Below are 23,382 nucleotides of genomic sequence, written 5' to 3' on the forward strand. Positions count from 1 at the left end.
CGGCGCGGCGATGCTAATATTGATAACCATTCTTATCGACCGAAGGCGACCTGTGACGTTGTCCGATCTGCCGCTGCACGGCTCCGCTCTGGTGGAGTCGGTGCGCGACCTCCATGCAAACGACGCCATCGCCCGGCGGCTCAGGGAACTGGGTTTCGTCAAGGGTGAAGATGTGCGTCTGGTAGCCCGCGGTCCCATCGGCGGCGAGCCGCTGCTGGTGCAGGTCGGGTTCACCCGTTTCGCCCTGCGGATTTCCGAAGCCAAGCGCATCGACATCACCGCGGTTGCAGACGGAGCGGCCGCATGAGCGCCGCCGCCACCCTGCGCGTTGCCCTGGTCGGCAACCCCAACAGCGGCAAGACCGCGCTGTTCAACCAGCTCACCGGCAGCCGCCAGAAGGTCGCCAACTACACCGGCGTGACCGTGGAGCGCAAGGAAGGCCGCCTGCGCGCGCCGTCCGGGCGTGAATTCGCCGTTCTCGACCTGCCGGGCGCCTACAGCCTGCAGCCGGCCAGCCTGGACGAAGCGATCACCCGCGACCTGTGCCGGGGTTTCTACCCGGGCGAGGCCGCCCCCGACGTGCTGCTGTGCGTGATCGACGCCACCAACCTGCGCCTGCACCTGCGCTTCGCGCTGGAACTGCGCGAGCTGGGCAAGCCGATGATCGTGGCGCTGAACATGGTGGACGCGGCCGAGCGCCGTGGCATCAAGATCGACGTGCCGGCGCTGGAACAGGCGCTGGGCGTGCCGGTGGTGGAAACCGTGGCCGTGCGCCGCAACGGTGCCCACGCGTTGGTCGAACGGCTGGACGCGATGGTGCCGCACCTGGATGCGCCCGTCGCCGCCCCCGCAGGTGAGACGGACTACCACGCCCAGGTACGCGGCATCCTTGCCGCAGCGGTCAGCATGCCCACCCGCACCGCGAAGATCGACGACGCACTGGACCGCTGGCTGCTGCACCCGGTATTCGGCTTGATGACCCTGATCGTGGTCATGTTCCTGATCTTCCAGGCGGTGTTCGCCTGGGCCACCCCGATGATGGACGGCATCGAGGCCGGCTTCGGCTGGCTCGGCGAAGTGGTAGGCGCCAACCTGCCGCCCGGCCCGCTGACCAGCCTGCTCACCGACGGCATCATCGCCGGCGTCGGCGGGGTGGTGGTATTCCTGCCGCAGATCCTGATCCTGTTCGCCTTCATCCTGGCCCTGGAAGAATCCGGCTACCTGCCGCGCGCCGCGTTCCTGCTCGACCGCATGATGGCCTCGGCCGGCCTCTCGGGCCGTTCGTTCATCCCGCTGCTGTCCAGCTTCGCCTGCGCGGTGCCCGGCATCATGGCCACCCGCAGCATCCAGGACCCGCGCGACCGCCTCGCCACCATCCTGGTGGCCCCGCTGATGACCTGCTCGGCGCGCCTGCCGGTGTACGCCCTGCTGATCGGCGCGTTCATCCCCCAGAAGACCCTGTGGGGCTTCGTCAGCCAGCAGGGCCTGATCCTGTTCGCCCTGTATGCGGCAGGTATCTTCAGCGCCCTGGCGATGTCGTGGGTGATGAAGAAGTGGCGCCGCGACAAGAGCGAGCACCCGCTCATGCTCGAACTGCCGTCCTACCGCATCCCGCACCCGCGCGACCTGGCCGTGGGCCTGTACGAGCGCGGCATGATCTTCCTCAAGCGCGTGGGCGGCATCATCCTCTCGCTGACCATCCTGCTGTGGGTGCTGCTGTCGTTCCCGGGCGCCCCCGAAAACGCCACCAACCCCGCCATCGACTACAGCTTCGCCGGCCAGATCGGCCACGCCATGGCCGTGTTCTTCGCCCCGCTGGGCTTCAACTGGCAGATCTGCATCGCCCTGATCCCCGGCATGGGCGCCCGCGAAGTGGCCGTCTCCTCCCTGGCCACCATCTACGCCCTGTCCGCCGCCGACGATGACGCCGCCATCCAGGCCCTGACCCCGGTGGTCGCCAACGGCTGGTCGCTGGCCACCGGCCTGTCCCTGCTGGTGTGGTTCATCTACGCCCCGATGTGCATTTCCACCCTGGCCACCATCAAGCGCGAAACCAACTCCTGGAAGCAGGTCGGCTTTGCCACCTTCTACCTGTTCGCGGCCGCCTACCTCGCCGCACTGGTCACCTACCAGGTGACCGTGGCCCTGGGCGGCGGCTGATGAGCACCGGCCTGCTCATGCAGTACATCGTGGTCGCGCTGATCGTCCTGATCAGCGCCTGGGTAGTGCTGAAAAAGCAGTTCCCCGGCACCGTGCGCAAAGCGCGCGGCGCAATAGCGCTGGGGCTGATCAGGCCCGAGCGCGCCAACTGGCTGCAGGCACTAGGCCGAAAGATCGCACCACCGGCCACCGGCGGTGGCAGTGCTTGTGGCGGTTGCGACAGCTGCGGCCCAACGCCGCCCAAGCAGCATTGACGTTGACGTTGCCCAAACCAAGCCCATTCGCTAGCCTGCGGGCATGACTACTCCCCCGATCCGTTTGCTCATCCACGGCGCCTCCGGCCGCATGGGCCAGGCCCTGCTGCGCCTGGCTGCCGAGCGCGACGACCTGCAGGTCGTTGCCGCCGTCACCCGCCGCTCGCCCGCCCAGCGCGTGGTCGACGGCGTCCCGCATTTCGCCGCCAGTGAACTCCACGGCGCGCCCCAGTTCGACGTCGCCATCGACTTCAGCCTGCCTGAAGGCTTCGACCCCGTGCTGGCCCTGTGCGTCGAGCGCGGTGCAGGGCTCGTATCCGGCACCACCGGCATCAGCGAAACCCAGCGCCAGGCCCTGATCCAGGCCGCCACCAGGATCCCGCTCGTGTGGGCGTCCAACTTCAGCCTCGGCGTGGCCGTGCTCGATGAGCTCGTCGAGCGCGCCGCCGCCGCCCTGGCCGGCTGGGACTGCGACATCGTCGAATCCCACCACGTCCACAAACAGGACGCCCCGTCCGGCACCGCGCTCACCCTCGGCGCCGCCGCCCAGAAGGGGGGCGCCCAGCCGCACTACGCCAGCCTGCGCGCCGGCGACATCGTCGGCGAACACCTCGTCCAGTTCACCGGCCTTGGCGAGCGCATCGAACTGACCCACCGTGCCACCAACCGCGACATCTTCGCCCGTGGCGCCCTGTTCGCCGCCGTGCAGCTGAACGGGCGCGCCCCCGCCAGCTACCGCGTCCGCGACCTGCTCGCCGCCAGCACAACCTGAACACGCGCACCGGCCACGCCTGAACCCCAGGGTGGCCGGACGCTCCCGTACGCTGACGATTGCAAGCAAACGCTGGCGTTGGAGGGGGGTTGCCTTTACAATTCCCGCTCGCCGAATCACGACAGCCGGACCGGTCCCGCACCGCAGTCCGCGCTTTTTTGCAACCGCTTTTCCGTGAAGCGTGGCGTGACTTCGGTGACCCCTCGGTAGCCAAAGTGAGATTCCCGTGACCCAAGCCGCAATCCTCGTCCTCGAAGACGGCACCGTATTCGAGGGCGAATCCGTAGGCGCGCCCGGCCTGTCCGTCGGTGAGGTGGTGTTCAACACCGCCATGACCGGTTACCAGGAAGTGCTGACTGATCCCTCCTACGCCCGGCAGATGGTCACGCTGACCTACCCGCATATCGGCAATACCGGCCTCACCGACCAGGACGACGAAGCCCACAAAGTGTGGTCGGCCGGCCTGATCGTGCGCGACGTGCCGCGCCGTCCCAGCAACTGGCGCAGCCAGGTCTCGCTGCAGGACTGGCTGCTGCAGCGTGGCGTGGTCGCCATTTCCGGCATCGACACCCGCAAGCTCACCCGCATCCTGCGCGAGCGCGGCGCGCAGAACGGCGCGCTGATGGCCGGTGACGACATCAACGTCGACGTTGCCCTGGAAGCGGCACGCAAGTTCCCCGGCCTGAAGGGCATGGACCTGGCCAAGGTGACCAGCACCGACAAGGCCTACGGCTGGAACGAGGGCCAGCTCGACCTGGATTCCAACACGTTCGTCAGCGCCGCCCCGCAGTACAAGGTGGTGGCCTATGACTTCGGCGCCAAGCTCAACATCCTGCGCATGCTGGCCGAACGTGGCTGCGACATCACCGTGGTGCCGGCCCAGACCCCGGCCGCCGAAGTGCTGGCGATGAACCCGGACGGCGTGTTCCTGTCCAACGGCCCGGGCGACCCGGAACCGTGCGACTACGCCATTGAAGCGATCAAGGTGTTCCTGGACAAGAAGGTGCCGGTGTTCGGCATCTGCCTGGGCCACCAGCTGCTGGCGCTGGCCTCCGGCGCCAAGACCGTCAAGATGGGCCACGGCCACCACGGTGCCAACCACCCGGTGCAGGACCTGGACGACGGCCGCGTGATGATCACCTCGCAGAACCACGGTTTCGCGGTGGATGAAGCCACGCTGCCGGCCACCCTGCGCGTCACCCACCGCTCGCTGTTCGACGGCACCAACCAGGGCATCGCCCGCACCGACGTGCCGGCGTTCTCCTTCCAGGGCCACCCCGAAGCCTCGCCGGGCCCACACGACGTCAGCCCGCTGTTCGACCGCTTCATCACCCTGATGGCGCAGGCCAAGGCCTGATTCGAGACGCCGCTGCCTTCGGCGCGGCGCTGCGACCCCTGACACGCTGTACTGACTTAGAGAAGACAATGCCCAAGCGCACTGACCTAAAGACCATCCTCATCATCGGTGCCGGCCCGATCGTCATCGGCCAGGCCTGTGAGTTCGATTACTCCGGCGCCCAGGCCTGCAAGGCCCTGCGTGACGAGGGGTACCGCGTGGTGCTGGTCAACAGCAATCCGGCCACCATCATGACCGACCCGGAGATGGCCGACGCCGTCTACATCGAGCCGATCAACTGGCAGACGGTCGAGAAGATCATCGCCAAGGAAAAGCCCGACGCCCTGCTGCCGACCATGGGTGGCCAGACCGCGCTGAACTGCGCCCTGGACCTGGCCGACAACGGCGTGCTGGAGAAGTACAACGTCGAGCTGATCGGCGCCAAGCGCGAAGCGATCCGCATGGCCGAAGACCGCGAGCTGTTCCGCGTGGCCATGGGCGAAATCGGCCTGGAATGCCCGAGCGCGGCCGTGGCGCACACGCTTGAAGAAGCCATCGAGATCCAGACCCGCGTCGGCTACCCGACCATCATCCGCCCCAGTTTTACCCTGGGCGGCAGCGGTGGCGGCATCGCCTACAACCGCGAAGAGCTGGTCGATATCGTGACCCGCGGCCTGGAACTGTCGCCGACCACCGAAGTGCTGGTGGAAGAATCGGTGCTGGGCTGGAAGGAATTCGAGATGGAGGTGGTGCGCGACACCGCCGACAACTGCATCATCGTCTGCTCGATCGAGAACCTGGACCCGATGGGCGTGCACACCGGTGACTCGATCACCGTGGCCCCGGCCCAGACCCTGACCGACAAGGAATACCAGCGCCTGCGCGATGCCTCCATCGCCGTGCTGCGCAAGATCGGCGTGGATACCGGCGGTTCGAACGTGCAGTTCGGCATCAGCCCGACCACCGGCCGCGTCGTTGTCATCGAAATGAACCCGCGCGTGTCGCGTTCGTCGGCGCTGGCCTCCAAGGCCACCGGCTTCCCGATCGCCAAGGTCGCCGCCAAGCTGGCGGTCGGTTACACCCTGGACGAATTGAAGAACGAAATCACCGGCGGCCTGACCCCGGCCTCGTTCGAACCGTCGATCGATTACGTCGTCACCAAGATCCCGCGCTTCGCCTTCGAGAAGTTCCCGGCCGCCGATGCCCGCCTGACCACCCAGATGAAGTCGGTGGGCGAGGTGATGGCGATGGGCCGCACCTTCCAGGAATCGCTGCAGAAGGCACTGCGTGGCCTGGAAACCGGCAAGATCGGCCTCGACCCGACCGGCCTGGACCTGGCCAACGAAGACGACATCACCACCCTGAAGCGCGAACTCAAGGCCCCGGGCCCGGAGCGCCTGTTCTTCGTGGGTGATGCATTCCGCGCCGGCTTCAGCGTGGAAGACGTGTTCGCGCTGTCGCACATCGACCCGTGGTTCCTGGACCAGATCGAAGAGATCATCCAGGCCGAAACCCAGCTGGCCGCCGATGGCCTGGATGCACTCGACGCCGCCCGCCTGCGCAAGCTCAAGCGTGCTGGTTTCTCCGATGCGCGCCTGGCCGAGCTGACCGGCACCAACGAAGCGGGCGTGCGCGCGCTGCGCCGTGCGCTCAAGGTGCGCCCGGTGTACAAGCGCGTGGATTCCTGCGCCGCCGAGTTCTCCACCAGCACCGCCTACCTGTATTCGACCTATGAGGACGAGTGCGAAGCGGCGCCGAGCAACCGCGACAAGATCATGATCCTGGGCGGCGGTCCGAACCGCATCGGCCAGGGCATCGAGTTCGACTACTGCTGCGTGCACGCGGCGCTGGCGCTGCGCGATGATGGGTTCGAAACCATCATGGTCAACTGCAACCCGGAAACCGTCTCGACCGACTACGACACCTCCGACCGCCTGTACTTCGAGCCGCTGACGCTGGAAGACGTGCTGGAAATCGTCGAGCTGGAACAGCCCAAGGGCGTGATCGTGCAGTACGGCGGCCAGACCCCGCTGAAGCTGGCGCGTGCGCTGGAAGCCAACGGCGTGCCGGTGATCGGCACCTCGCCGGACTCCATCGACCTGGCCGAAGACCGCGAGCGCTTCCAGCAGCTGGTGGACACGCTGGGCCTGAAGCAGCCGCCGAACCGCATCGCCCGCAACGACCAGGAAGCCCTGCTGCTGGCCCGCGAGATCGGCTACCCGCTGGTGGTGCGCCCGAGTTACGTGCTGGGCGGCCGTGCGATGGAAATCGTCTACGGTGAGTCAGACCTGGCGCGCTACGTGCGCGATGCGGTCAAGGTCTCCAACGATTCGCCGGTGCTGCTGGACCGCTTCCTGGACAACGCCGTGGAAGTGGACGTGGACATCATTGCCGACAAGGATGGCAACGTGCTGATCGGCGGCGTGATGGAGCACATCGAGGAAGCCGGCGTGCATTCGGGCGATTCGTCCTGCTCGCTGCCGCCGTACTCGCTGTCGGCCGAGACCCAGGCCGAGCTGCGCCGCCAGGTGGTGGAGCTGGCCAAGGCCCTGAACGTGGTCGGCCTGATGAACACCCAGTTCGCGATCCAGGCCGGCGAGAACGGCGAGGACATCGTGTACCTGCTGGAAGTGAACCCGCGTGCCTCGCGCACCGTGCCGTTCGTGTCCAAGGCCACCGGCATGCCGCTGGCCAAGATCGCCGCACGCTGCATGGCCGGCAAGACCCTGGCCGAGCAGGGCGCGACCAAGGAAATCGTGCCGGACTACTACTCGGTCAAGGAAGCGATCTTCCCGTTCGCCAAGTTCCAGGGCGTCGACCCGATCCTCGGGCCGGAAATGCGCTCCACCGGTGAGGTGATGGGCGTGGGCCGCAGCTTCAGCGCCGCCTTCGCGCGTGCGCAGGAAGCCAGTGGCATCAAGGCACCGCCGCTGGGCAAGGCCTTCGTGTCGGTCCGTGACCCGGACAAGAAGCGCGTGCTGCCGGTCGCACAGGCACTGCTCGAGCGCGGTTACAGCCTGGTGGCCACCCGTGGCACCGCGGCGTGGCTGCAGGAGCACGGCATGCAGTGCGAGATCGTCAACAAGGTTGTCGAAGGCCGCCCGCACATCGTCGATTCGATCAAGAACGGCGAGATCGTGTATATCGTCAACACGACCGAAGGACGTGCGGCGATCAACGACTCGTTCTCGATCCGTCGCGAGGCGCTGCAGCACCGCGTCACCTATTCGACCACCATTGCCGGCGCCAAGGCGCTGGTGCAATCACTGGAATTCCGCGGTACCGGCCCGGTCTGGTCGCTGCAGGAGCTGCACAAGGAGTTGAACGCATGAGAGCACCGATCACCCTGAAGGGCGCGCAGCGTCTGCGCGAAGAGCTTGACCACCTGAAGTCGGTCAAGCGCCCCAAGGTCATCGCGGCCATTGCCGAGGCACGTGAACACGGCGATCTCAAGGAGAACGCCGAGTACCACGCCGCGCGCGAAGAGCAGGGCTTCATCGAAGGCCGCATCAAGCAGCTGGAAGGCGAGCTGTCGCATGCCGAGATCATCGACATCACCAAGCTCAACGCCGGCAGCAAGGTCGTGTTCGGCGCTACCGTCGAACTGGCCGATGTGGAAAGCGATGAAGAGAAGCGCTACCAGATCGTGGGCGACCTGGAGGCCGACATCAAACTCGGCCTGATCGCGATTTCCTCGCCGGTGGCGCGTGCCATGATCGGCAAGAACGAGGGCGACAGCATCGTGATCGACGCTCCGGCCGGGCAGCGCGAGTACGAAATCGTCAGCGTCCAGTACCTGGACTGACCTGACCATGGCCACGGCAACCCTGTTGCTGCCGGCGCGCAGCCGCTTCCCGGCGGCGGCGTTGCCTGATGACGTGGCCAAGGCGCTCGGCCGTGCCGAGCGCAGCCGGGTCGATGCCGGCGAACGGGCCCAGCTGCAGCGGCATTTCCAGCTGCAGCCGGCCGATTGGCCGGTGGCGGCCCTGACCCGCCAGCTCGACGTGGGCGATGCCCACGACGGCGTGTGGCTGCGTGCGGACCCGGCCAACGTGGTGCCGGACATGCACGGCGCGCGGATGATGGGCCACGGCGACACGCTGCGGCTTGAGGCCGACGACGTGGCGGCGTTGCTGCCGGCGCTGCAGCCACTGTTCGCCGGGTATGGATTCACCCTGGATGCGCCGACGCCGTCGCGTTGGTACCTGCGCCTGCCGCCGGGCACCACGCTGCCGGCGTTCGCCGCACCCGATGACGTGCTGGGCGATGACCTGTTCGCGCACCTGCCCGAAGGCGACGCCGGGCGTCGCTGGCGGGCGTTGTTGACCGAAGCCCAGGTGGTGCTGCACCAGCATCCGTGGAATGTGCAGCGCCTGGCGGCCGGCAAGCGGGCGGTCAATTCGCTGTGGTTCTGGGGCGGTGGTGAACTGCCCGGGGCGGTGCGAACGGCGCACGCGCAGGTGCGCAGCCGCGATGCGCTGCTGCAGGCGTTGGCCAAGGCGGCGGGCGTGCAGGCCGATGGTGACCAGCAGGTGGACGCGCTGGTGGACCTGCGCCAGCTGCGTTCGCTGGAACAGCTGGGCAATGACGCGATCCGGCCCTTGCTGTCGGCGCTGCAGCGCGGCGAACTGCGCCGGCTGGTGCTGGATTTCGAAGATGGCGCCCGGTTCGAGCTGGACAAGGCCCAGCGCTGGCGGTTCTGGAAGAAGCCGGTACAGCTGCACGATTGATGCCGCGTATCATGGTGGCCATCGGCGTTCGCGCTGTTTATCGAGCCCGCTTTGACTTCTCCTGATTCGCTCCAGATCCAACGTCGTCCCGTTGCCGCCCTCGGCGAGTGGCCGGGCGACATGCTGCCGCTGCTGCAGCGCCTGTACGCGGCGCGCGGGGTTACCGATGCGGCGCAGGCGCAGCCGAAGCTGGCCCAGCTGCACGCGCCGGAGCTGATGGGCAGCATGCAGGCGGCCGTGGACCTGCTTGCAGCGGCGATTGCGGCCGATGAGCGCATCCTGGTCGTAGGCGATTTCGATTGTGATGGCGCCACCGCCTGCGCGGTCGGCGTGCGTGGCCTGCGCATGCTCGGCGCGCGCGACGTCGTGCATGCGGTACCCAACCGCATGCTGCACGGCTACGGCCTGTCGCCGTCGCTGGTGGCCGAGCTGGCGCCGCTGCAGCCCGGGCTGCTGGTCACGGTCGACCACGGCATTGCCTGCCATGCCGGCGTGACCGCGGCCAAGGCGCTCGGTTGGAAGGTGCTGGTCACCGACCACCACCTGCCGGGCGAACAGCTTCCGCCGGCCGATGCGATCGTCGATCCCAACATCAACGGCGATGCGTTCCCGAGCAAGGCGCTGGCCGGGGTCGGCGTGATCTTCTATGTGCTGATGGCCCTGCGCCGGCACCTGCGCGTGCAGGGCGCGTTCGCCGCGGGTGCCGAGCCCGACCTGCTGACCCTGCTGGACCTGGTCGCGGTTGGCACCGTGGCCGACCTGGTCGCCCTGGATGCGAACAACCGGGCGCTGGTGTCGGCCGGCCTGCGCCGGCTGCGTGCCGGCCACGGCTGCGTGGGCCTGCAGGCGCTGATTGAAGCCAGTGGCCGCGATGCGGCGCGGCTGAGTGCCACCGATATCGGCTTCGCCCTTGGCCCACGCCTGAACGCGGCCGGCCGGCTGGAAGACATGGCACTGGGTATCGAACTGCTGCTCACCGAAGACCGCAGCCAGGCCCGCGAGATCGCGCAGACGCTGGAGCAGATCAACGCCGAGCGGCGTGCCGTGCAGCAGCTGATGACCGATGACGCAGAGCTTGCCGTGTCCCGCGCGGTGCTGACCGCCGAAGGCGAGCGCCCGATTGCGGCCTGCCTGTTCGATGCCGAATGGCACCCGGGCGTGGTGGGCCTGGTGGCATCGAAGATGAAGGACCGCCTGCACCGGCCGGTGATTGCGTTTGCGCCGTCCGAACCCGGCAGCGATTCGCTGCGGGGTTCGGCGCGCTCGATTGCTGGCTTCCACATCCGTGACGCGCTGGCGCTGGTCAACGCCGCCCACCCGGGCCTGATCGACAAGTTCGGCGGCCACGCGATGGCCGCCGGCCTGAGCCTGCCACACGCGCGGCTGCAGGAGTTCCAGCACGCCTTCGTGGCCGTGGTCGAGGCCAGCATGGATCCGGCCGCGTTGCAGCAGCTGCTGATGAGCGATGGCGAACTTGCCCCGGCCGAGCTGGATTTCCAGCACGCCGAAGCGCTGCGCCTGGCCGGGCCTTGGGGGCAGGGCTTCCCGGAGCCGCTGTTCGATGGCCATTTCCAGGTGGCGCGCTGGCAGGTGCTGAAGGAAAAGCATCTCAAGCTCAGCCTGCGCGTGCCCGGCCGCACCGAACCGATCAACGCCATCCACTTCAGTGGCTGGCGCGGCAACGCGCCGGCCAACAACGTGCATATCGCCTATCGCCTGGTCAGTGACGATTACCGGGGCGGTGGTGCGATCCAGCTGATCATCGAGCACTGCGCCGACGCGTGATTGGGACTGCGCCTACTGTGGCGCCGGATCGAGGCACGTAGTGTCACGCCATTGCCCGCCATGTTGGCTTGGGGAGTGGCGAAAGACATGTCGCATGTTCGCTGGACCTACCTGGTTGCCACGCTGCTGGTCTGCGCAGCGCTCGTCCATCTGAAAGGCGACTGGGGCACTTCCGACAGCATCAACCTCTTCAATTACTGGTGCGGAGGCGCAACATTGGTTGCGCTGGTCGTTGCCATCGGTGAGATCGTGCATGCCGGAACCGCTGGAAATGCAGTAAGGAAGGCCTTCGCGCGTGCCGCACACCAGCAAGCAAAGGTTCTGGCTATCGAAGTCATCTCTTTGATAGATGACGTGAGCTCGAAGGTTCAGCGAAAAGACTATAGTGCGGCCTTGAGGGCCCTGCAGATGGCGCGCCGCTTCCTGGCGCGGCTGGATGCGCGGTACGCGAAGGACCTCACCCAGCACCCTTCGCTCACGCCCCTGTTGAACGATGCGGAAATGATCATCCTGAAGGCGATCCATAACACTTCAAGCGCGACGATGAGCCGGGAGGCCCGCCACACGCTCAGTGACTATCTGGTCAGGATCAAATCAAGCGTGGAGACGCTGGAACGAAGAGGAGTAGAGGAATGATGTTGCCGACCTGTCTATTGACGTTCCTGGAGAAAGTCCTGCTCAAGACCGAGGCGGGCGAGCTGGCGTGGCTGTTCGATGCGGAGGGCGACGATGTCTCGGTGGGAACACCGGAGTTCAGCATGACGGTGCGGCATGACTTCAACCGGAACCTGGAAGCCAACCAGTTCATGGTGTTCTATCGCGGTGGAGCGGATCAGCAGGCCCATCGCTTTGTCACCAACGACAGTGCCGAGGGTGACTATCGATTGCTGCAGAAGCTGTTCAACGCCGCGCAGGCATCCTCGGCCGTGTTTCCGTTCTGAGCCTGCGGGCGGCTCAAGGAGCTTCCTTCACCTCAGTCACCAGTGTCGGCAGGTCCCAGGCACCGCCTGCGGCGACCAGCCGGCACAGGCCGGTGGTGCTGTCTGATGTCTGGACGTAAGTGGTGCCGTTCCACGCCCAGCTGGCGCTGGACCAGCAGTCGCCCAGGCCGCGGCCCTTGTGCGAGGACGAGATGGTCAGTGCGTCATCGTCCACGCCCAGGTTGGTGATGTAAGCGGGCTGGTAGGGCGCGCGGTCGTTGACTACCCAGTAGCCGCTGCCCGCGTTGTAGGCGCCGCGCCAGCAGGTCATGGACACCAGCAGCCGGCGGCTGTCCAGGCGCTTGACCTCGATTGCCTGGGGGTCTTCGTCCGCATAGGTGCCCTCGCTGGGGTGCAGTGCTTCGCAGTTGTCCTGCGAGGTCGCGGCGGCCAGCGCGGCACGGAGCGTCGGGGCGTTGGCCAGGGCTTCGTCGGCCGGGCGCGTGGCCACGCGCCGAGGCAGGGTCACCACCGGTACCGGCAGCGAGGCCGGCACGCTGGCTTCGGCGTGGCTGCCTTTGCGCAGGATCGCGCCCGGCGTGCCGAGCCGACCCTGGAACTCGTCCATCTTCAGCAGCACCGCCGATGCACCGCGGTCGGACAGGGTCCACTGGCGGCCGTTGTCGCCGATCAGCTCGATGCGGCTGTCCTTCACCAGGGCCTTGAGGAGTGCCGTCACCTGCGCCGCAGAGAACCGGGTGGTGTCCGCCACGGTGCCCAGCGCGGTGCCGTTGATGCGCAGGGTGACGGCGGCCGGCAGGTCGCTTTCCTCGTAATCGCCCAGCATCAGCTCGGCCCCGATCGGCTGGTCCGGGCCGCCACGTCGGGTGAGCAGGACGGAGACGGGGTCGCCGCCAGCGTCCTCGTCCTGGTAGCCGGCGGCCCGGCAGGTGCGGGTGTTGTCGCAGGCCAGCGTCCAGTCCTCATGGCTGAATGCCACGCCGGGAGTAATCGCGCTGGCCGGTGCAGCGTGCGCGGCCGGGAACAGGCCGGCGAGCAGCAGGGGGATCAGGGAAGGGCGCATGGGGAGGGATCGTGGACCAGCGGGGGGCGTGCTGTCCAACCCCTTTTCCGGTGCTGGTGCGTTCAACCCTTCGTCATCGGATCAGGAGCGTCACATGGACAGCGTGCTGCGTGGTATCGGCTTGGGGTTGTTGCTGTGGGTGGGTGGGGGAGCGGGCATGCCGACGGCGGCAGCGCAGCGCCTGGTCGAGCCGCTGCTGAAGGTAGCCGGTGCGGAACAGCCGGTGCAGCTGGAACAGGCGCGCATCGACAGCCATGTGGCGGCCGGCCTGGCCGAAACCCGTATCGAACTGGTGTTCCGCAACCCGAACCGGCGCGTGCTGGAAGGCGCGCTGGAATTCCCGTTGGCCGACGGCCAGCAGGTAACCGCCTTCTCCCTGGATATCGATGGCGTGCTGCGCGATGCGGTGCCCGTGCCCAAGGCGCAGGGACGCCAGGTGTTCGAGGCGATCGAGCGGCGCCGTGTTGATCCGGGCCTGTTGGAGCAGACGGCGGGCAACCAGTTCCGCCTGCGGATCTACCCCATTCCTGCGCTGGGCACGCGTCGGGTGGCATTGACGGTGCGTGAGGCGCTGCCGGTGAGCAGGGAGGGCCTGCGCTGGACCCTGCCGTTGCAGTTCGTGGGGCAGGCCAGGTCGGTACAGCTGCGCCTGGACGCGATGGCTACCGGTGTGCCGGTGATTCACGGACCGCCGACGCTGGCCCTGGCGCTGCGCGACGGTGCCTGGCGCGCCGAGTGGCAGGGCAGCGGTGGGCAGCTGCCGGATCAACTGGGCTGGACCCTGCCGCTGCCGCGCGGGGTGGATGCAGTGCGGGGCGGCTTCGATGGCGAGCGCTATGTGATGGTGCAGGTGCCTGTGCCGGTGCAGACCCGCCAACGCGCCTTGCCCCATCGTGTGGGCCTGCTCTGGGATGCATCCGGCTCCGGGCGGAATCGCGATACTGCAGCGGAGCTTGCGGTGCTGGAGCGCTACTTCGGCGCCATCGGCAACGGCGAGGTGCAGCTGACCGTACTGCGTGACCGCGCCGAGCCGATCCGTCGCTTCGCCATCCGCAACGGTGACTGGAGCGCACTGCGCCGGCACCTGGAGGCGTTGGCCTACGACGGCGCGAGTGCGCTGGGTGACTGGACCGCGCAAGCCGACATCGACGAGTACCTGCTGGTCAGCGATGGGCTGGCCAACTATGGCAGGCGCGACCGCCCCGCATTGCGTGCGAACCAGCGCCTGTATGCGCTCAGTGGTGCCGGTGCACGCACCGACGGCGACCGGCTGCGTGCGTGGGCGCGTGCAGGGCAGGGGCAGCTGCTGGTGGTGAACGGCAGCCAGGATGTGGCGTCCATGACGGCACGCCTGCTGCGCGACAACCCGGGCAACGTGCAGGCCGAAGGCGATGGGCTGGCCGACCTGATCGTGGATGCCGAACGCGCCGACCAGGGCTGGGTGCGCGTGCTGGCCCGGATGCAGCACGCAGACGGCGTACTGCGGGTGCACCTGCCGGCTGCAGACGGCACGCGGCAGGCGCTGACGATTCCGCTGGCGCAGGCACGCGATACCGGCGGTGCATTGGTCGCCCATGCCTGGGCGGAGGCCCGGCGCCGCGAACTGGCCGCAGATCCCGTGGGCAACCGTGGCGCGATCCAGGCGCTGTCGCAGCGCTTTGGCCTGGTCGGCGCCGATACCTCGCTGCTGGTGCTGGAAACGCTGGACGACTACCTGCGCTATGGCATCCGCCCGGCTGGACCGCTGCAGCAGGACTACGACCGCCTGCACGCGGTGACGCTGGATGACGAGGCCGGCGCCCGCCGCGCGCGCCTGGACAAGCTGGCCCTGCAGTTCGCCGAGCGCGAACAATGGTGGAACCGGGCCTGGCCGAAAGGCGCACCTCCGGCGGCGGCGTCGAGCAAGCAGTTGATGGCACCGATGCCGGCCGCCGCACCGGCACCGCCCGCGCCGGCCATGATGCTGGCCGCCGAAAGCGCGCAGCGCGAGCGGGCGGAGGCGGCTTCCACCACGCTGGATCGCGTGGAGCTCACCGCGTCCCGGCGCACGCAGGCCGATGCTGCAGCCGATATGGCGGTGGAAACCGATGCCGATGACCGGGCGAACCAGGGCGCGCTGCGCATCACCGTCGCCGCCTGGGCACCGGACTCGGCGTACGCACGCCGGTTGCGCGCGGCACGGCCGGAGGCGGTGTATGCGCTGTACCTGCAGGAGCGCGAACAGCACGCCGACAGCAGCGCCTTCTACCTCGACGTGGCCGACATCCTGTTCGCCCACGGCCAGCGCGACCTGGCGCTGCGGGTGCTGTCCAACCTGGCCGAGATGCAGCTGGAAAACCGCCACGTGCTGCGCGTGCTGGGCTACCGGCTGATGCAGGCCAAGGCACCGGCACTGGCGGTGCCGGTGTTCCGTGACGTGCTGGCATTGGGCGAGGAGGAGCCGCAGAGCTTCCGCGACCTGGCCCTGGCGCTGGAAGCGGACAACCAGCCGCAGGCGGCGCTGGCCGCGTTCAACGAGGTGGTGGTGCGGCCGTGGGACGAACGCTTCGACGGCATCTCGCTGATCGCGCTGGATGAGCTGACCACGCTGGTGGCGCGCACCGGGGTGGATGCCCGCGCGGTGGACCCGCGGCTGCGCCGGCCGATGCCGCTGGACCTGCGCGTGGTACTCAGCTGGGACAGCGACAACAGCGACATGGACCTGTGGGTGACCGACCCCAACGGCGAGCGCGCCTACTACGGCAACCGGCTGACCTGGCAGGGCGGCCAGATGTCGCGCGACTTCACCGGTGGCTACGGTCCGGAACAGTTCTCGCTGCGCCAGGCCAAGCCCGGCCGCTACAAGGTGGAGGCGAACTACTTCGGCAGCCGCGAGCAGCTGGTGACCGGGGCCACCACGCTGACCCTGCGCCTGAGCACGCACTGGGGCAGCCGCCGCCAGCAGGACCAGCAGGTGACCATGCGCCTGAAGGACAGTGCCGACACCGTGCTGGTGGGCGAGTTCGACGTGCGCTGAGCCGCAGCCCGTAGAATCGGGCGCTGATTCCCCGGCGCCCGATGCATGGACCCGAACGTGCCCCACCGAAGTTCCCCGCGCTGGCGGCCCACCAGCCGCCTGCTGGTCTGGGCCGCCATCCTGCTCGGCAGCGGCGTGGCCAATGCCGTGGTCGAGGTGATGGATGCCCAGCGCCGGGGTGAGGCGCTGGCGCTGTGGGAGCCGATGACGTGGGAGCTGAGCAGCGCCGGCATGATCCTGCTGACCCTGCCGCTGCTGTGGTGGGGCTGCCAGCGCTGGCCGCTGCATGCCGATACCTGGAAGCGGCGGCTGCCGCTGTACCTGCTGGCCAGCGTGGGCTGGTCGCTGCTGCACGTGGCCGGGATGATGCTGCTGCGCCACCTGGCCTATGCCAGCGTGGGCGAGCGCTACGTGGACGGCTCGGCCTGGCCGACCCGGATCCTGTACGAGTACCTCAAGGACGTGCGCGCGTTCTTCAGCTTCGTGGCGCTGGAGCACTTCTTCAGCTGGTTCGGCCGCCGCCGGCAGGGCGAGGCGCACCTGCTGGCCGCGCCCGACGATGCCCCGCCGGAGGAGCCGGTCGAGCGCCCGCAGCGCTTCCTGGTGCGCAAGCTGGGCCGGGATTTCCTGGTGGCCACCGCCGACATCGAGTACGCCCAGGCCGCCGGCAACTACATGAACCTGCACGTGCGCGGCCATGAGTACCCGCTGCGCAGCACGATGGCGGCCCTGGAGGCACAGCTGGACCCGGCCCGGTTCGTGCGCATCCACCGCAGCTACGTGCTCAACCTGGGCTTCCTGGTCTCCATCGAGCCGCTGGACAGCGGGGAGGCCCGGGCCCACCTGAAGGATGGCAGCATGCTGCCGTGCAGCCGCCGCCAGCTGCCGGTGCTGCGCGCCGCACTGGGGCAGGGGCCCGCACCGGCCGAGCCTGCCGCGACGCCGACAGCAACATGAACAAGCGCTCTGGGCTACAATTCCGGTCTTGTCCCAAGCCTTCATTACCGCCGATATGATCGAGCTCAATCCCGTGCGCCAGCGAATCACCGATCTCACCGATCGCGTGCTCTCGCTCAGGGGGTATCTTTGACTACGACGCCAAGAAAGAGCGTCTGGAAGAAGTAACCCGGGAACTGGAAAACCCCGATATCTGGAACAACGCCGAATATGCCCAGACCCTGGGCCGCGAGCGTTCCAGCCTGGAAAAGACCGTGGGCGGCATCGCCACCATCCTGGATGGCCTGGCCGAATCCGGCGAACTGCTGGAACTGGCTGAAAGCGAACAGGACGAAGATACCGCCCTGGCCGTGGTCGCCGACCTGGACAAGTACCAGAAGCACGTGGAACAGCTGGAATTCCAGCGCATGTTCTCCGGCAAGATGGACAACGCCCCGGCGTTCGTCGACATCCAGGCCGGTGCCGGTGGTACCGAAGCCCAGGACTGGGCCGAAATCCTGCTGCGCATGTACCTGCGCTGGTGCGAATCGCGCGGCTGGAAGACCGAACTGATGGAAGTGTCCGGTGGCGATGTTGCCGGCATCAAGTCGGCCACGCTGCGCGTGGAAGGCGACTATGCCTACGGCTGGCTGAAGACCGAAACCGGCGTGCACCGCCTGGTGCGCAAGTCGCCGTTCGATTCGGACAACCGCCGCCACACCAGCTTCACCTCGGTGTTCGTGTCGCCGGAAGTCGACAACAACATTGAGATCGACATCAACCCGGCCGACCTGCGTACCGACGTGTACCGTTCGTCCGGCGCCGGTGGCCAGCACGTCAACAAGACCGAATCGGCGGTGCGCATCACGCACATCCCGACCAATACGGTCGTGGCCTGCCAGACCGGCCGCAGCCAGCACCAGAACCGCGACAACGCGATGAAGATGCTGGCCGCCAAGCTGTACGAGCTGGAAATCCAGAAGCGCAACGCCGAGCGCGATGCGGTGGAAGCGACCAAGTCCGACATCGGCTGGGGCAGCCAGATCCGCAACTACGTGCTCGACCAGAGCCGCATCAAGGACCTGCGTACCGGCATTGAGCGTTCGGACACCCAGAAGGTGCTCGATGGCGACCTCGACGAGTTCGTCGAAGCCAGTCTGAAGTCGGGCCTGGAAGTCGGTTCCAAACGCCTCGACGCCTGACGGTCGGGCCGCCACGTGCGGCCCGATCCGCTCCACCCCGGCACGCCCCGGGTTTCGTACTCCCCGTCCATATCCCCCCAGACATAGACCCACGCCATGAACGATCAGATCCCCGCGCCGCAGCCCCCCGTCGACGAGAACAGCCTCATCGCCGAGCGCCGCGCGAAACTGACCGCGCTGCGCGGGCAGGGCATTGCCTACCCGAACGATTTCCGTCGTGAAGACTTCGCCGGCAAGCTGCAGGATGAGTTCGCCGACGCCGAGCAGTGGACCGCCGAAGCGCTGGAAGCCACCGACCGCCAGGTGAAGATGGCCGGCCGGCTGATGGCCAAGCGGGTGATGGGCAAGGCCAGCTTCGCCCAGATCCAGGACGAATCCGGCCGCATCCAGCTGTTCCTGCAGGGCAGCACCCTGGGCGATGCCTACACCGCCTTCAAGGGCTGGGACGTGGGCGACATCATTGCCGTGGAAGGCGGGCTGACCCGGACCAAGACCGGCGAGCTGTCGGTCAAGGCCACCAGCATCCGCCTGCTCACCAAGTCGCTGCGCCCGCTGCCGGACAAGTGGCACGGCCTGGCCGACGTGGAGCAGCGCTACCGCCAGCGCTACGTGGACCTGATCGTGACCCCGGAGTCGCGCGAGGTGTTCATCAAGCGCTCGCGGATCATCCGCGCCATGCGGGCCTGGCTGGACAACCGCGACTTCCTGGAAGTCGAAACGCCGATGATGCATTACATTCCCGGCGGCGCCACGGCCAAGCCGTTCACCACCCACCACAACGCGCTGGACCTGGACCTGTACCTGCGCGTGGCCCCGGAGCTGTACCTCAAGCGCCTGGTCGTGGGTGGCTTGGAGCGCGTGTACGAGATCAACCGCAACTTCCGCAACGAAGGCGTCAGCACCCGGCACAACCCAGAATTCACCATGATGGAGCTGTACGAGGCCTACGCCACGTACAACGAAGTGATGGACCTGACCGAAGGCGTGATCCGTGACGTGGCCAGCAAGGTGCTGGGCACCACCACGGTGGAGTGGGATGGCGCCACCATCGACCTGGCCCCGGCGTTCCGCCGCTGGCGCATGGATGAAGCGGTGCGCCACCACAACCCGGAGATCAGCCTGGCCGACTGCACCGACCGCGAGGCGCTGCTGCGCCATTGCGAGCGCCTGAAGATCCGGGTCAAGCCGTCCTACGGCTGGGGCAAGCTGCTGCTGGAGATCTTCGAAGCCACCGTCGAGCACACCCTGGTGCAGCCGACCTTCATCACCGACCACCCGGTCGAGGTGTCCCCGCTGGCCCGCGCCAACGACGACCAGCCCGGCTACACCGACCGCTTCGAGCTGTTCATCAACGGCAAGGAGCTCGCCAACGGCTTCTCCGAGCTGAACGACCCGGAAGACCAGGCGGCCCGCTTCCAGGCCCAGGTCACGGCCAAGGAAGGCGGCGACGACGAAGCCATGCATTACGACGCCGATTACATCCGTGCGCTGGAGTACGGTATGGCCCCGACCGGCGGCCTGGGCATCGGCATCGACCGCCTGGTGATGCTGCTGACCGGCAGCAGCTCGATCCGCGATGTGCTGCTGTTCCCCTACATGCGTCCCGAAAACTGAGACGTAGGTCCGGATGGCCCCTCGGGGGCCGTCCCGGCGGGCTTCCGCTGCGGTGGCCGGACGCGTATGGTTTCCCCGTGGCCCTAGATGGCGCAATGCGCGCCGGCCATGGAGCATGAGGATGGGACGGGGCATGCGTGACACGCGCATCACACTGTGACCACGATCATGAACTGGGGAATCGTGACCGGAGGTGGTCCCATGCAAGGTGCCGGTATGCAGAGCGGCGGGGTATCCTTACCGCAGCATGTGCCAGTGTGGTCCAGGAAGACGACGGAATCAGCCTTGAATATTGTCATCGTTGACGATCAGACGTCCGCGCGCACCATGCTGCGGCATGTCATCGAGGACATCGCGCCGGAATTGAGCGTGCATGATTTCGGCGACCCGCTCACCGCCCTTGCCTGGTGCGAATCGCACGGGGTGGACCTGCTGCTGCTCGATTACCGCATGCCGGAAATGGACGGGCTGGAATTCGCCCGGCGTTTCCGCCGCCTGCCCAAGCACCGCGACATTCCCGTGATCCTGATCACCGTGGTTGGCGACGAGCCGATCCGGCAGGCGGCGCTGGAAGCGGGTGTCATCGATTTCCTGGTCAAGCCGATCCGCCCGCGCGAGCTGCGCGCGCGCTGCTACAACCTGCTGCAGCTGCGCCAGCAGTCGGAAAACGTGAAGCAACGCGCGCTGTCGCTGGAACAGCGGCTGCTGGCCAGCATGCACGAGGTCGAGGAACGCGAGCGCGAGACGCTGTCGCGGCTGGCCCGCGCGATCGAGTTCCGTGATGCCGGTACCAGTGCCTATCTCGAGCGCATGGCGCACGTAGCGGGGCTGATTGCCGAGCAGCTCGGGCTGCCGGAAGAAGAAGTCAAACTGATCGAGATGGCGGCGCCCCTGCACGACATGGGCAAGATCGCCATTCCCGATGCCGTGCTGCTCAAGCAGGGGAAACTCAACGACGAGGAGCTGGCCATCATGCGCCGGCACCCGCGTATCGGTTACGAGCTGCTCAGTGGCAGCCAGAACCGTTTCATCCAGGTCGGCGCGTTGATCGCGCTGCGCCACCACGAACGTTACGACGGCAGCGGGTATCCCGACGGTCTGGTCGGTGAAGCCATCCCGCTGGAAGCGCGGATCGTGGCCGTTGCCGATGTCTTCGATGCCCTGATCTCGCCGCGCCCATACAAGGAAGCATGGACGATGGAAGCCACCCTGGCCTATCTGTACGCACAACGCGGACGCCTGTTCGACCCGCGCTGCGTGGACGCGCTGCTGCGCGGCCGCGTGCAGCTGGACGATATCTGCGCGCAGCATTCCGTTGCGTCCTCCCGCCCGGGGATGTGACATGGCCGGTCTGTTCCAGGTGTTGAAGCAGCGGTTTGGCGCGCTCCCGGGCCTGGCGCTGCTCAGGCGCCAGCTGGGCAACCGCCCCGACAGTGAGCATGGCCAGGCGATCGTACGCATCGTGCTGATCGTGCTGATCCTGGGCTACGTGCTGATGCCGGGGGTGCGCAACGATCTGCCGCACCACCAGTACCAGGTGGTGCTGGGCATCGTGCTGACCGGGCTGACGCTGTCGGTGCTGCTGTTCTCGTGGCTGCTGGCGCGCCCCGGCCGTTCGGACCCGCGCCGGGTGGCCGGCATGCTGGCCGATTACGGACTGATCGCGGCCGGCATGGTGCAGATGGGCGAGCCGCTGTCGTGGGTCTACATCGTGGTGATGTGGGTCACTGTCGGCAACGGCATGCGCTACGGCAACAAGTACCTGTACACCGCGGTGGGCATGGCGCTGGTCAGCTTCGGCGTGACGGTGCTGGCCACCGGCTACTGGCAGGCCAACGCGCGGCTGGGCTTCGGCCTGTGGCTGGGGCTGGCGGCGGTGCCGCTGTACTTCGCCACGCTGCTGCGCCAGTTGACCCATGCCATGGACGAGGCGCGCCGCGCCAGCGAGGCCAAGAGCCGTTTCCTGGCCAACATGAGCCACGAGTTCCGCACCCCGCTCAATGGCCTGTCGGGCATGACCGAGGTGCTGGCCACCACCACGCTGGATGAAGAGCAGCGCGAGTGCGTCAACACCATCCAGGCCTCTTCGCGCAGCCTGCTGGCGCTGGTGGAAGAGGTGCTGGACATCTCGGCCATCGAAGCGGGCAAGCTGCGGGTGGTGGCCGAAGACTTCTCTCTGGACGACGTGGTGCAGTCGATCGGCCTGATCCTGATGCCACAGGCGCGCCTGAAGCGGCTCGATTACCAGGTGAAGGTGGCCGTTGGCGTGCCGCGCCTGCTGCGCGGTGACCTGGGCCACCTGCGCCAGATCCTGCTCAACCTGGCGGGCAACGCGGTCAAGTTCACCGAACACGGCAGGATCGAGATCCGGGTGTCGCAGGTGGGCGAGGAAGGCCATGGCCAGGTCCGGCTGCGCTTCGACATCCTCGACACCGGTATTGGCGTGGGTCCGGAAATGCGTTCGCGCCTGTTCCAGGCCTTCGAGCAGGCCGACGTCAGCCTGGGCCGCCGCCACGAAGGCAGCGGGCTGGGCACCTCGATCTCGCGCGGGCTGGTGGAAGCGATGGGGGGGCAGATCGGCTATGCCGAGAACCCGCCGCAGGGCAGCTGCTTCTGGTTCGAACTGCCGTTCGCATTGCCACCGGTCGTGGCTGGCGAGTTCACCCCGGCCGTGCTCGGCAACGGCCTGCAGGGTGCGCAGGACAATGTAATCGCTTTCGCCGACCCGTTCCTGCGCCATCGCGCCCGCGTGCGCAGCATGAAGGTGCTGGTGGCCGATGATCACCAGGCCAACCGGCTGGTGCTGCAGCGGCTGCTGCAGAAGGCAGGGCACAAGGTGGTCTGCGTCAACGGCGGTGAAGCCGTGCTCGATGCGATGGCCGAGAGCGACTACGACGTGGCCATCGTCGACCTGCACATGCCGGGCATGAGCGGGCTGGACATGCTCAAGGAGCTGCGCGTGCTGCAGGCCGGTGGCGCCCCGCGCACGCCGGTGCTGGTGCTCAGCGCCGATGTCACCCCCGAATCGATCCAGCAGTGCACCCAGGCCGGTGCGCACACCTTCTTCGGCAAGCCGGTGGTGCCGGTGAAGCTGCTGGACACGCTGGCCGAGATTGCCGCCAACGATGGCCTGAAAGCCCGTACCGCCGTGGTGCCGTCCACGCCGGTGGCAGTGGGCGTGCTCGATACCGGCGTGCTCGATGAACTTGCCGCGCTGGGCATGGGCGAGGGCTTCGAGCAGGAGTTCATCCGCCAGTGCCTGGCCGACGCCACGCAGTGCGTGGGCGTGGCCATGGAAGCGGGCGAACGTGGCGACTGGGTGCACCTACGCGAGCAGGCGCACGCCATCAAGGGCGTGGCCAGCAACCTGGGCCTTGTGCGGGTGGCTTACCGTGCCGGCGAGGTGATGCACATGGCCGACTGGCAGCTCAAGAGCGAGTGGCGCGAGCGGATGAAGCTGATCCGCACGGCGGTGAAGGAAGGCAAGCAGGCGCTGGAAGAACGCAGGCGCCCGGGTGCTTCCTCCACGGACGACGGCGGCATCGACATGCGTTGAAAAAAAGCCCGGTTCCT

Annotated in this window: 18 protein-coding genes; 17 read left to right on the plus strand and 1 reads right to left on the minus strand. The window is 67.5% G+C overall.

All coding sequences use genetic code 11. The features are described 5' to 3' along the window. Window positions 1–52: 52 nt before the first annotated feature. From NMB40_RS06920 to NMB40_RS06970, 11 genes are all read left to right on the plus strand, one after another. Window positions 53–307, plus strand: coding sequence for a FeoA family protein (locus tag NMB40_RS06920; RefSeq protein ID WP_093536239.1), 255 nt, complete (start codon window positions 53–55; stop codon window positions 305–307). Then, entirely contained in the window at window positions 304–2,160 is a 1,857-nt protein-coding gene (gene feoB, locus NMB40_RS06925; RefSeq protein ID WP_494360559.1) for a ferrous iron transporter B, read from the plus strand. Before NMB40_RS06920 ends, feoB begins: the two co-directional genes overlap by 4 nt. After that, a complete protein-coding gene (locus NMB40_RS06930; protein WP_494360560.1) occupies window positions 2,160–2,414 on the plus strand; it encodes a DUF6587 family protein in 255 nt (84 codons plus the stop codon). The genes feoB and NMB40_RS06930 overlap by 1 nt, the downstream gene beginning before the upstream one ends. A 43-nt stretch (window positions 2,415–2,457) precedes the next feature. Continuing rightward, window positions 2,458–3,186: a 4-hydroxy-tetrahydrodipicolinate reductase gene (dapB, locus tag NMB40_RS06935; protein WP_494360561.1), complete on the plus strand. Its 729-nt coding sequence runs from the start codon at window positions 2,458–2,460 to the stop codon at window positions 3,184–3,186. Window positions 3,187–3,412: 226 nt separating this feature from the next. Continuing rightward, window positions 3,413–4,543: a glutamine-hydrolyzing carbamoyl-phosphate synthase small subunit gene (gene carA / locus NMB40_RS06940; RefSeq protein ID WP_494360562.1), complete on the plus strand. Its 1,131-nt coding sequence runs from the start codon at window positions 3,413–3,415 to the stop codon at window positions 4,541–4,543. Between the two features lie 68 nt (window positions 4,544–4,611). Further along, on the plus strand, window positions 4,612–7,854 hold the full coding sequence (gene carB / locus NMB40_RS06945; RefSeq protein ID WP_494360563.1) for a carbamoyl-phosphate synthase large subunit: 3,243 nt from the start codon (window positions 4,612–4,614) through the stop codon (window positions 7,852–7,854). Between the two features lie 8 nt (window positions 7,855–7,862). Next, window positions 7,863–8,327 (plus strand): transcription elongation factor GreA, encoded by a 465-nt coding sequence (greA, locus tag NMB40_RS06950; protein ID WP_282245607.1) that lies wholly within the window; start codon window positions 7,863–7,865, stop codon window positions 8,325–8,327. Window positions 8,328–8,334: 7 nt separating this feature from the next. Then, window positions 8,335–9,252 carry a phosphoglycerate mutase gene (locus NMB40_RS06955; protein WP_447785094.1) on the plus strand — a complete coding sequence of 306 codons (918 nt, stop codon included), beginning with the start codon at window positions 8,335–8,337 and terminating at the stop codon, window positions 9,250–9,252. A gap of 51 nt (window positions 9,253–9,303) precedes the next feature. Beyond that, complete coding sequence (gene recJ, locus NMB40_RS06960) at window positions 9,304–11,037, plus strand: single-stranded-DNA-specific exonuclease RecJ (RefSeq protein ID WP_494360564.1); 1,734 nt, start codon at window positions 9,304–9,306, stop codon at window positions 11,035–11,037. An 87-nt stretch (window positions 11,038–11,124) separates the two neighbouring features. Next, the gene (locus NMB40_RS06965; RefSeq protein WP_494360565.1) at window positions 11,125–11,673 is read left to right on the plus strand and encodes a hypothetical protein; all 549 of its coding nucleotides are present in this window, start codon (window positions 11,125–11,127) and stop codon (window positions 11,671–11,673) included. Continuing rightward, window positions 11,670–11,978 (plus strand): hypothetical protein, encoded by a 309-nt coding sequence (locus NMB40_RS06970; RefSeq protein ID WP_494360566.1) that lies wholly within the window; start codon window positions 11,670–11,672, stop codon window positions 11,976–11,978. Before NMB40_RS06965 ends, NMB40_RS06970 begins: the two co-directional genes overlap by 4 nt. Before the next feature lie 13 nt (window positions 11,979–11,991). Here the strand turns inward: NMB40_RS06970 and NMB40_RS06975 are convergent, their stop codons facing one another. Next, window positions 11,992–13,041 (minus strand): DUF1176 domain-containing protein, encoded by a 1,050-nt coding sequence (locus NMB40_RS06975; protein WP_494360567.1) that lies wholly within the window; start codon window positions 13,039–13,041, stop codon window positions 11,992–11,994. A 94-nt stretch (window positions 13,042–13,135) separates the two neighbouring features. Between NMB40_RS06975 and NMB40_RS06980 the strand changes: the two genes are divergently transcribed. From NMB40_RS06980 to NMB40_RS07005, 6 genes are all read left to right on the plus strand, one after another. Then, window positions 13,136–16,057 (plus strand): DUF2135 domain-containing protein, encoded by a 2,922-nt coding sequence (locus tag NMB40_RS06980; protein WP_494360568.1) that lies wholly within the window; start codon window positions 13,136–13,138, stop codon window positions 16,055–16,057. 45 nt (window positions 16,058–16,102) lie between these two features. Continuing rightward, window positions 16,103–17,014, plus strand: coding sequence for a LytTR family DNA-binding domain-containing protein (locus NMB40_RS06985; protein WP_494360569.1), 912 nt, complete (start codon window positions 16,103–16,105; stop codon window positions 17,012–17,014). Between the two features lie 55 nt (window positions 17,015–17,069). Further along, window positions 17,070–18,195, plus strand: a protein-coding gene (gene prfB / locus NMB40_RS06990; RefSeq protein WP_494361051.1) for a peptide chain release factor 2 whose coding sequence is annotated in 2 segments (ribosomal slippage) — window positions 17,070–17,144 and window positions 17,146–18,195 — 1,125 coding nt in all. Because the reading frame shifts where the segments join, the coding sequence is not laid out codon by codon here. Between the two features lie 96 nt (window positions 18,196–18,291). After that, window positions 18,292–19,809 (plus strand): lysine--tRNA ligase, encoded by a 1,518-nt coding sequence (lysS, locus tag NMB40_RS06995; RefSeq protein WP_494360570.1) that lies wholly within the window; start codon window positions 18,292–18,294, stop codon window positions 19,807–19,809. A 201-nt stretch (window positions 19,810–20,010) separates the two neighbouring features. Then, window positions 20,011–21,150, plus strand: a complete 1,140-nt coding sequence (rpfG, locus tag NMB40_RS07000; protein WP_282247201.1) for a cyclic di-GMP phosphodiesterase response regulator RpfG — start codon at window positions 20,011–20,013, stop codon at window positions 21,148–21,150. Window position 21,151: 1 nt separating this feature from the next. Beyond that, a complete protein-coding gene (locus tag NMB40_RS07005) occupies window positions 21,152–23,365 on the plus strand; it encodes an ATP-binding protein (protein ID WP_494360571.1) in 2,214 nt (737 codons plus the stop codon). The last annotated feature ends 17 nt before the right edge of the window (window positions 23,366–23,382 follow it).

Source organism: Stenotrophomonas sp. FBCC-B152 (genome assembly GCF_059134105.1).

What these genes read in the sequence shown, in the direction of transcription:
- rpfG (WP_282247201.1), top strand. Translation starts at nt 20,011, where the DNA reads ATGCAAGGTGCCGGTATGCAGAGCGGCGGGGTATCCTTACCGCAGCAT.
- NMB40_RS06965 (WP_494360565.1), top strand. Translation starts at nt 11,125, where the DNA reads ATGTCGCATGTTCGCTGGACCTACCTGGTTGCCACGCTGCTGGTCTGC.
- lysS (WP_494360570.1), top strand. Translation starts at nt 18,292, where the DNA reads ATGAACGATCAGATCCCCGCGCCGCAGCCCCCCGTCGACGAGAACAGC.
- NMB40_RS06980 (WP_494360568.1), top strand. Translation starts at nt 13,136, where the DNA reads ATGGACAGCGTGCTGCGTGGTATCGGCTTGGGGTTGTTGCTGTGGGTG.
- NMB40_RS06930 (WP_494360560.1), top strand. Translation starts at nt 2,160, where the DNA reads ATGAGCACCGGCCTGCTCATGCAGTACATCGTGGTCGCGCTGATCGTC.
- NMB40_RS06970 (WP_494360566.1), top strand. Translation starts at nt 11,670, where the DNA reads ATGATGTTGCCGACCTGTCTATTGACGTTCCTGGAGAAAGTCCTGCTC.
- feoB (WP_494360559.1), top strand. Translation starts at nt 304, where the DNA reads ATGAGCGCCGCCGCCACCCTGCGCGTTGCCCTGGTCGGCAACCCCAAC.
- NMB40_RS06955 (WP_447785094.1), top strand. Translation starts at nt 8,335, where the DNA reads ATGGCCACGGCAACCCTGTTGCTGCCGGCGCGCAGCCGCTTCCCGGCG.
- NMB40_RS07005 (WP_494360571.1), top strand. Translation starts at nt 21,152, where the DNA reads ATGGCCGGTCTGTTCCAGGTGTTGAAGCAGCGGTTTGGCGCGCTCCCG.
- NMB40_RS06975 (WP_494360567.1), bottom strand. Translation starts at nt 13,041, where the DNA reads ATGCGCCCTTCCCTGATCCCCCTGCTGCTCGCCGGCCTGTTCCCGGCC.
- NMB40_RS06985 (WP_494360569.1), top strand. Translation starts at nt 16,103, where the DNA reads ATGGACCCGAACGTGCCCCACCGAAGTTCCCCGCGCTGGCGGCCCACC.
- dapB (WP_494360561.1), top strand. Translation starts at nt 2,458, where the DNA reads ATGACTACTCCCCCGATCCGTTTGCTCATCCACGGCGCCTCCGGCCGC.
- carB (WP_494360563.1), top strand. Translation starts at nt 4,612, where the DNA reads ATGCCCAAGCGCACTGACCTAAAGACCATCCTCATCATCGGTGCCGGC.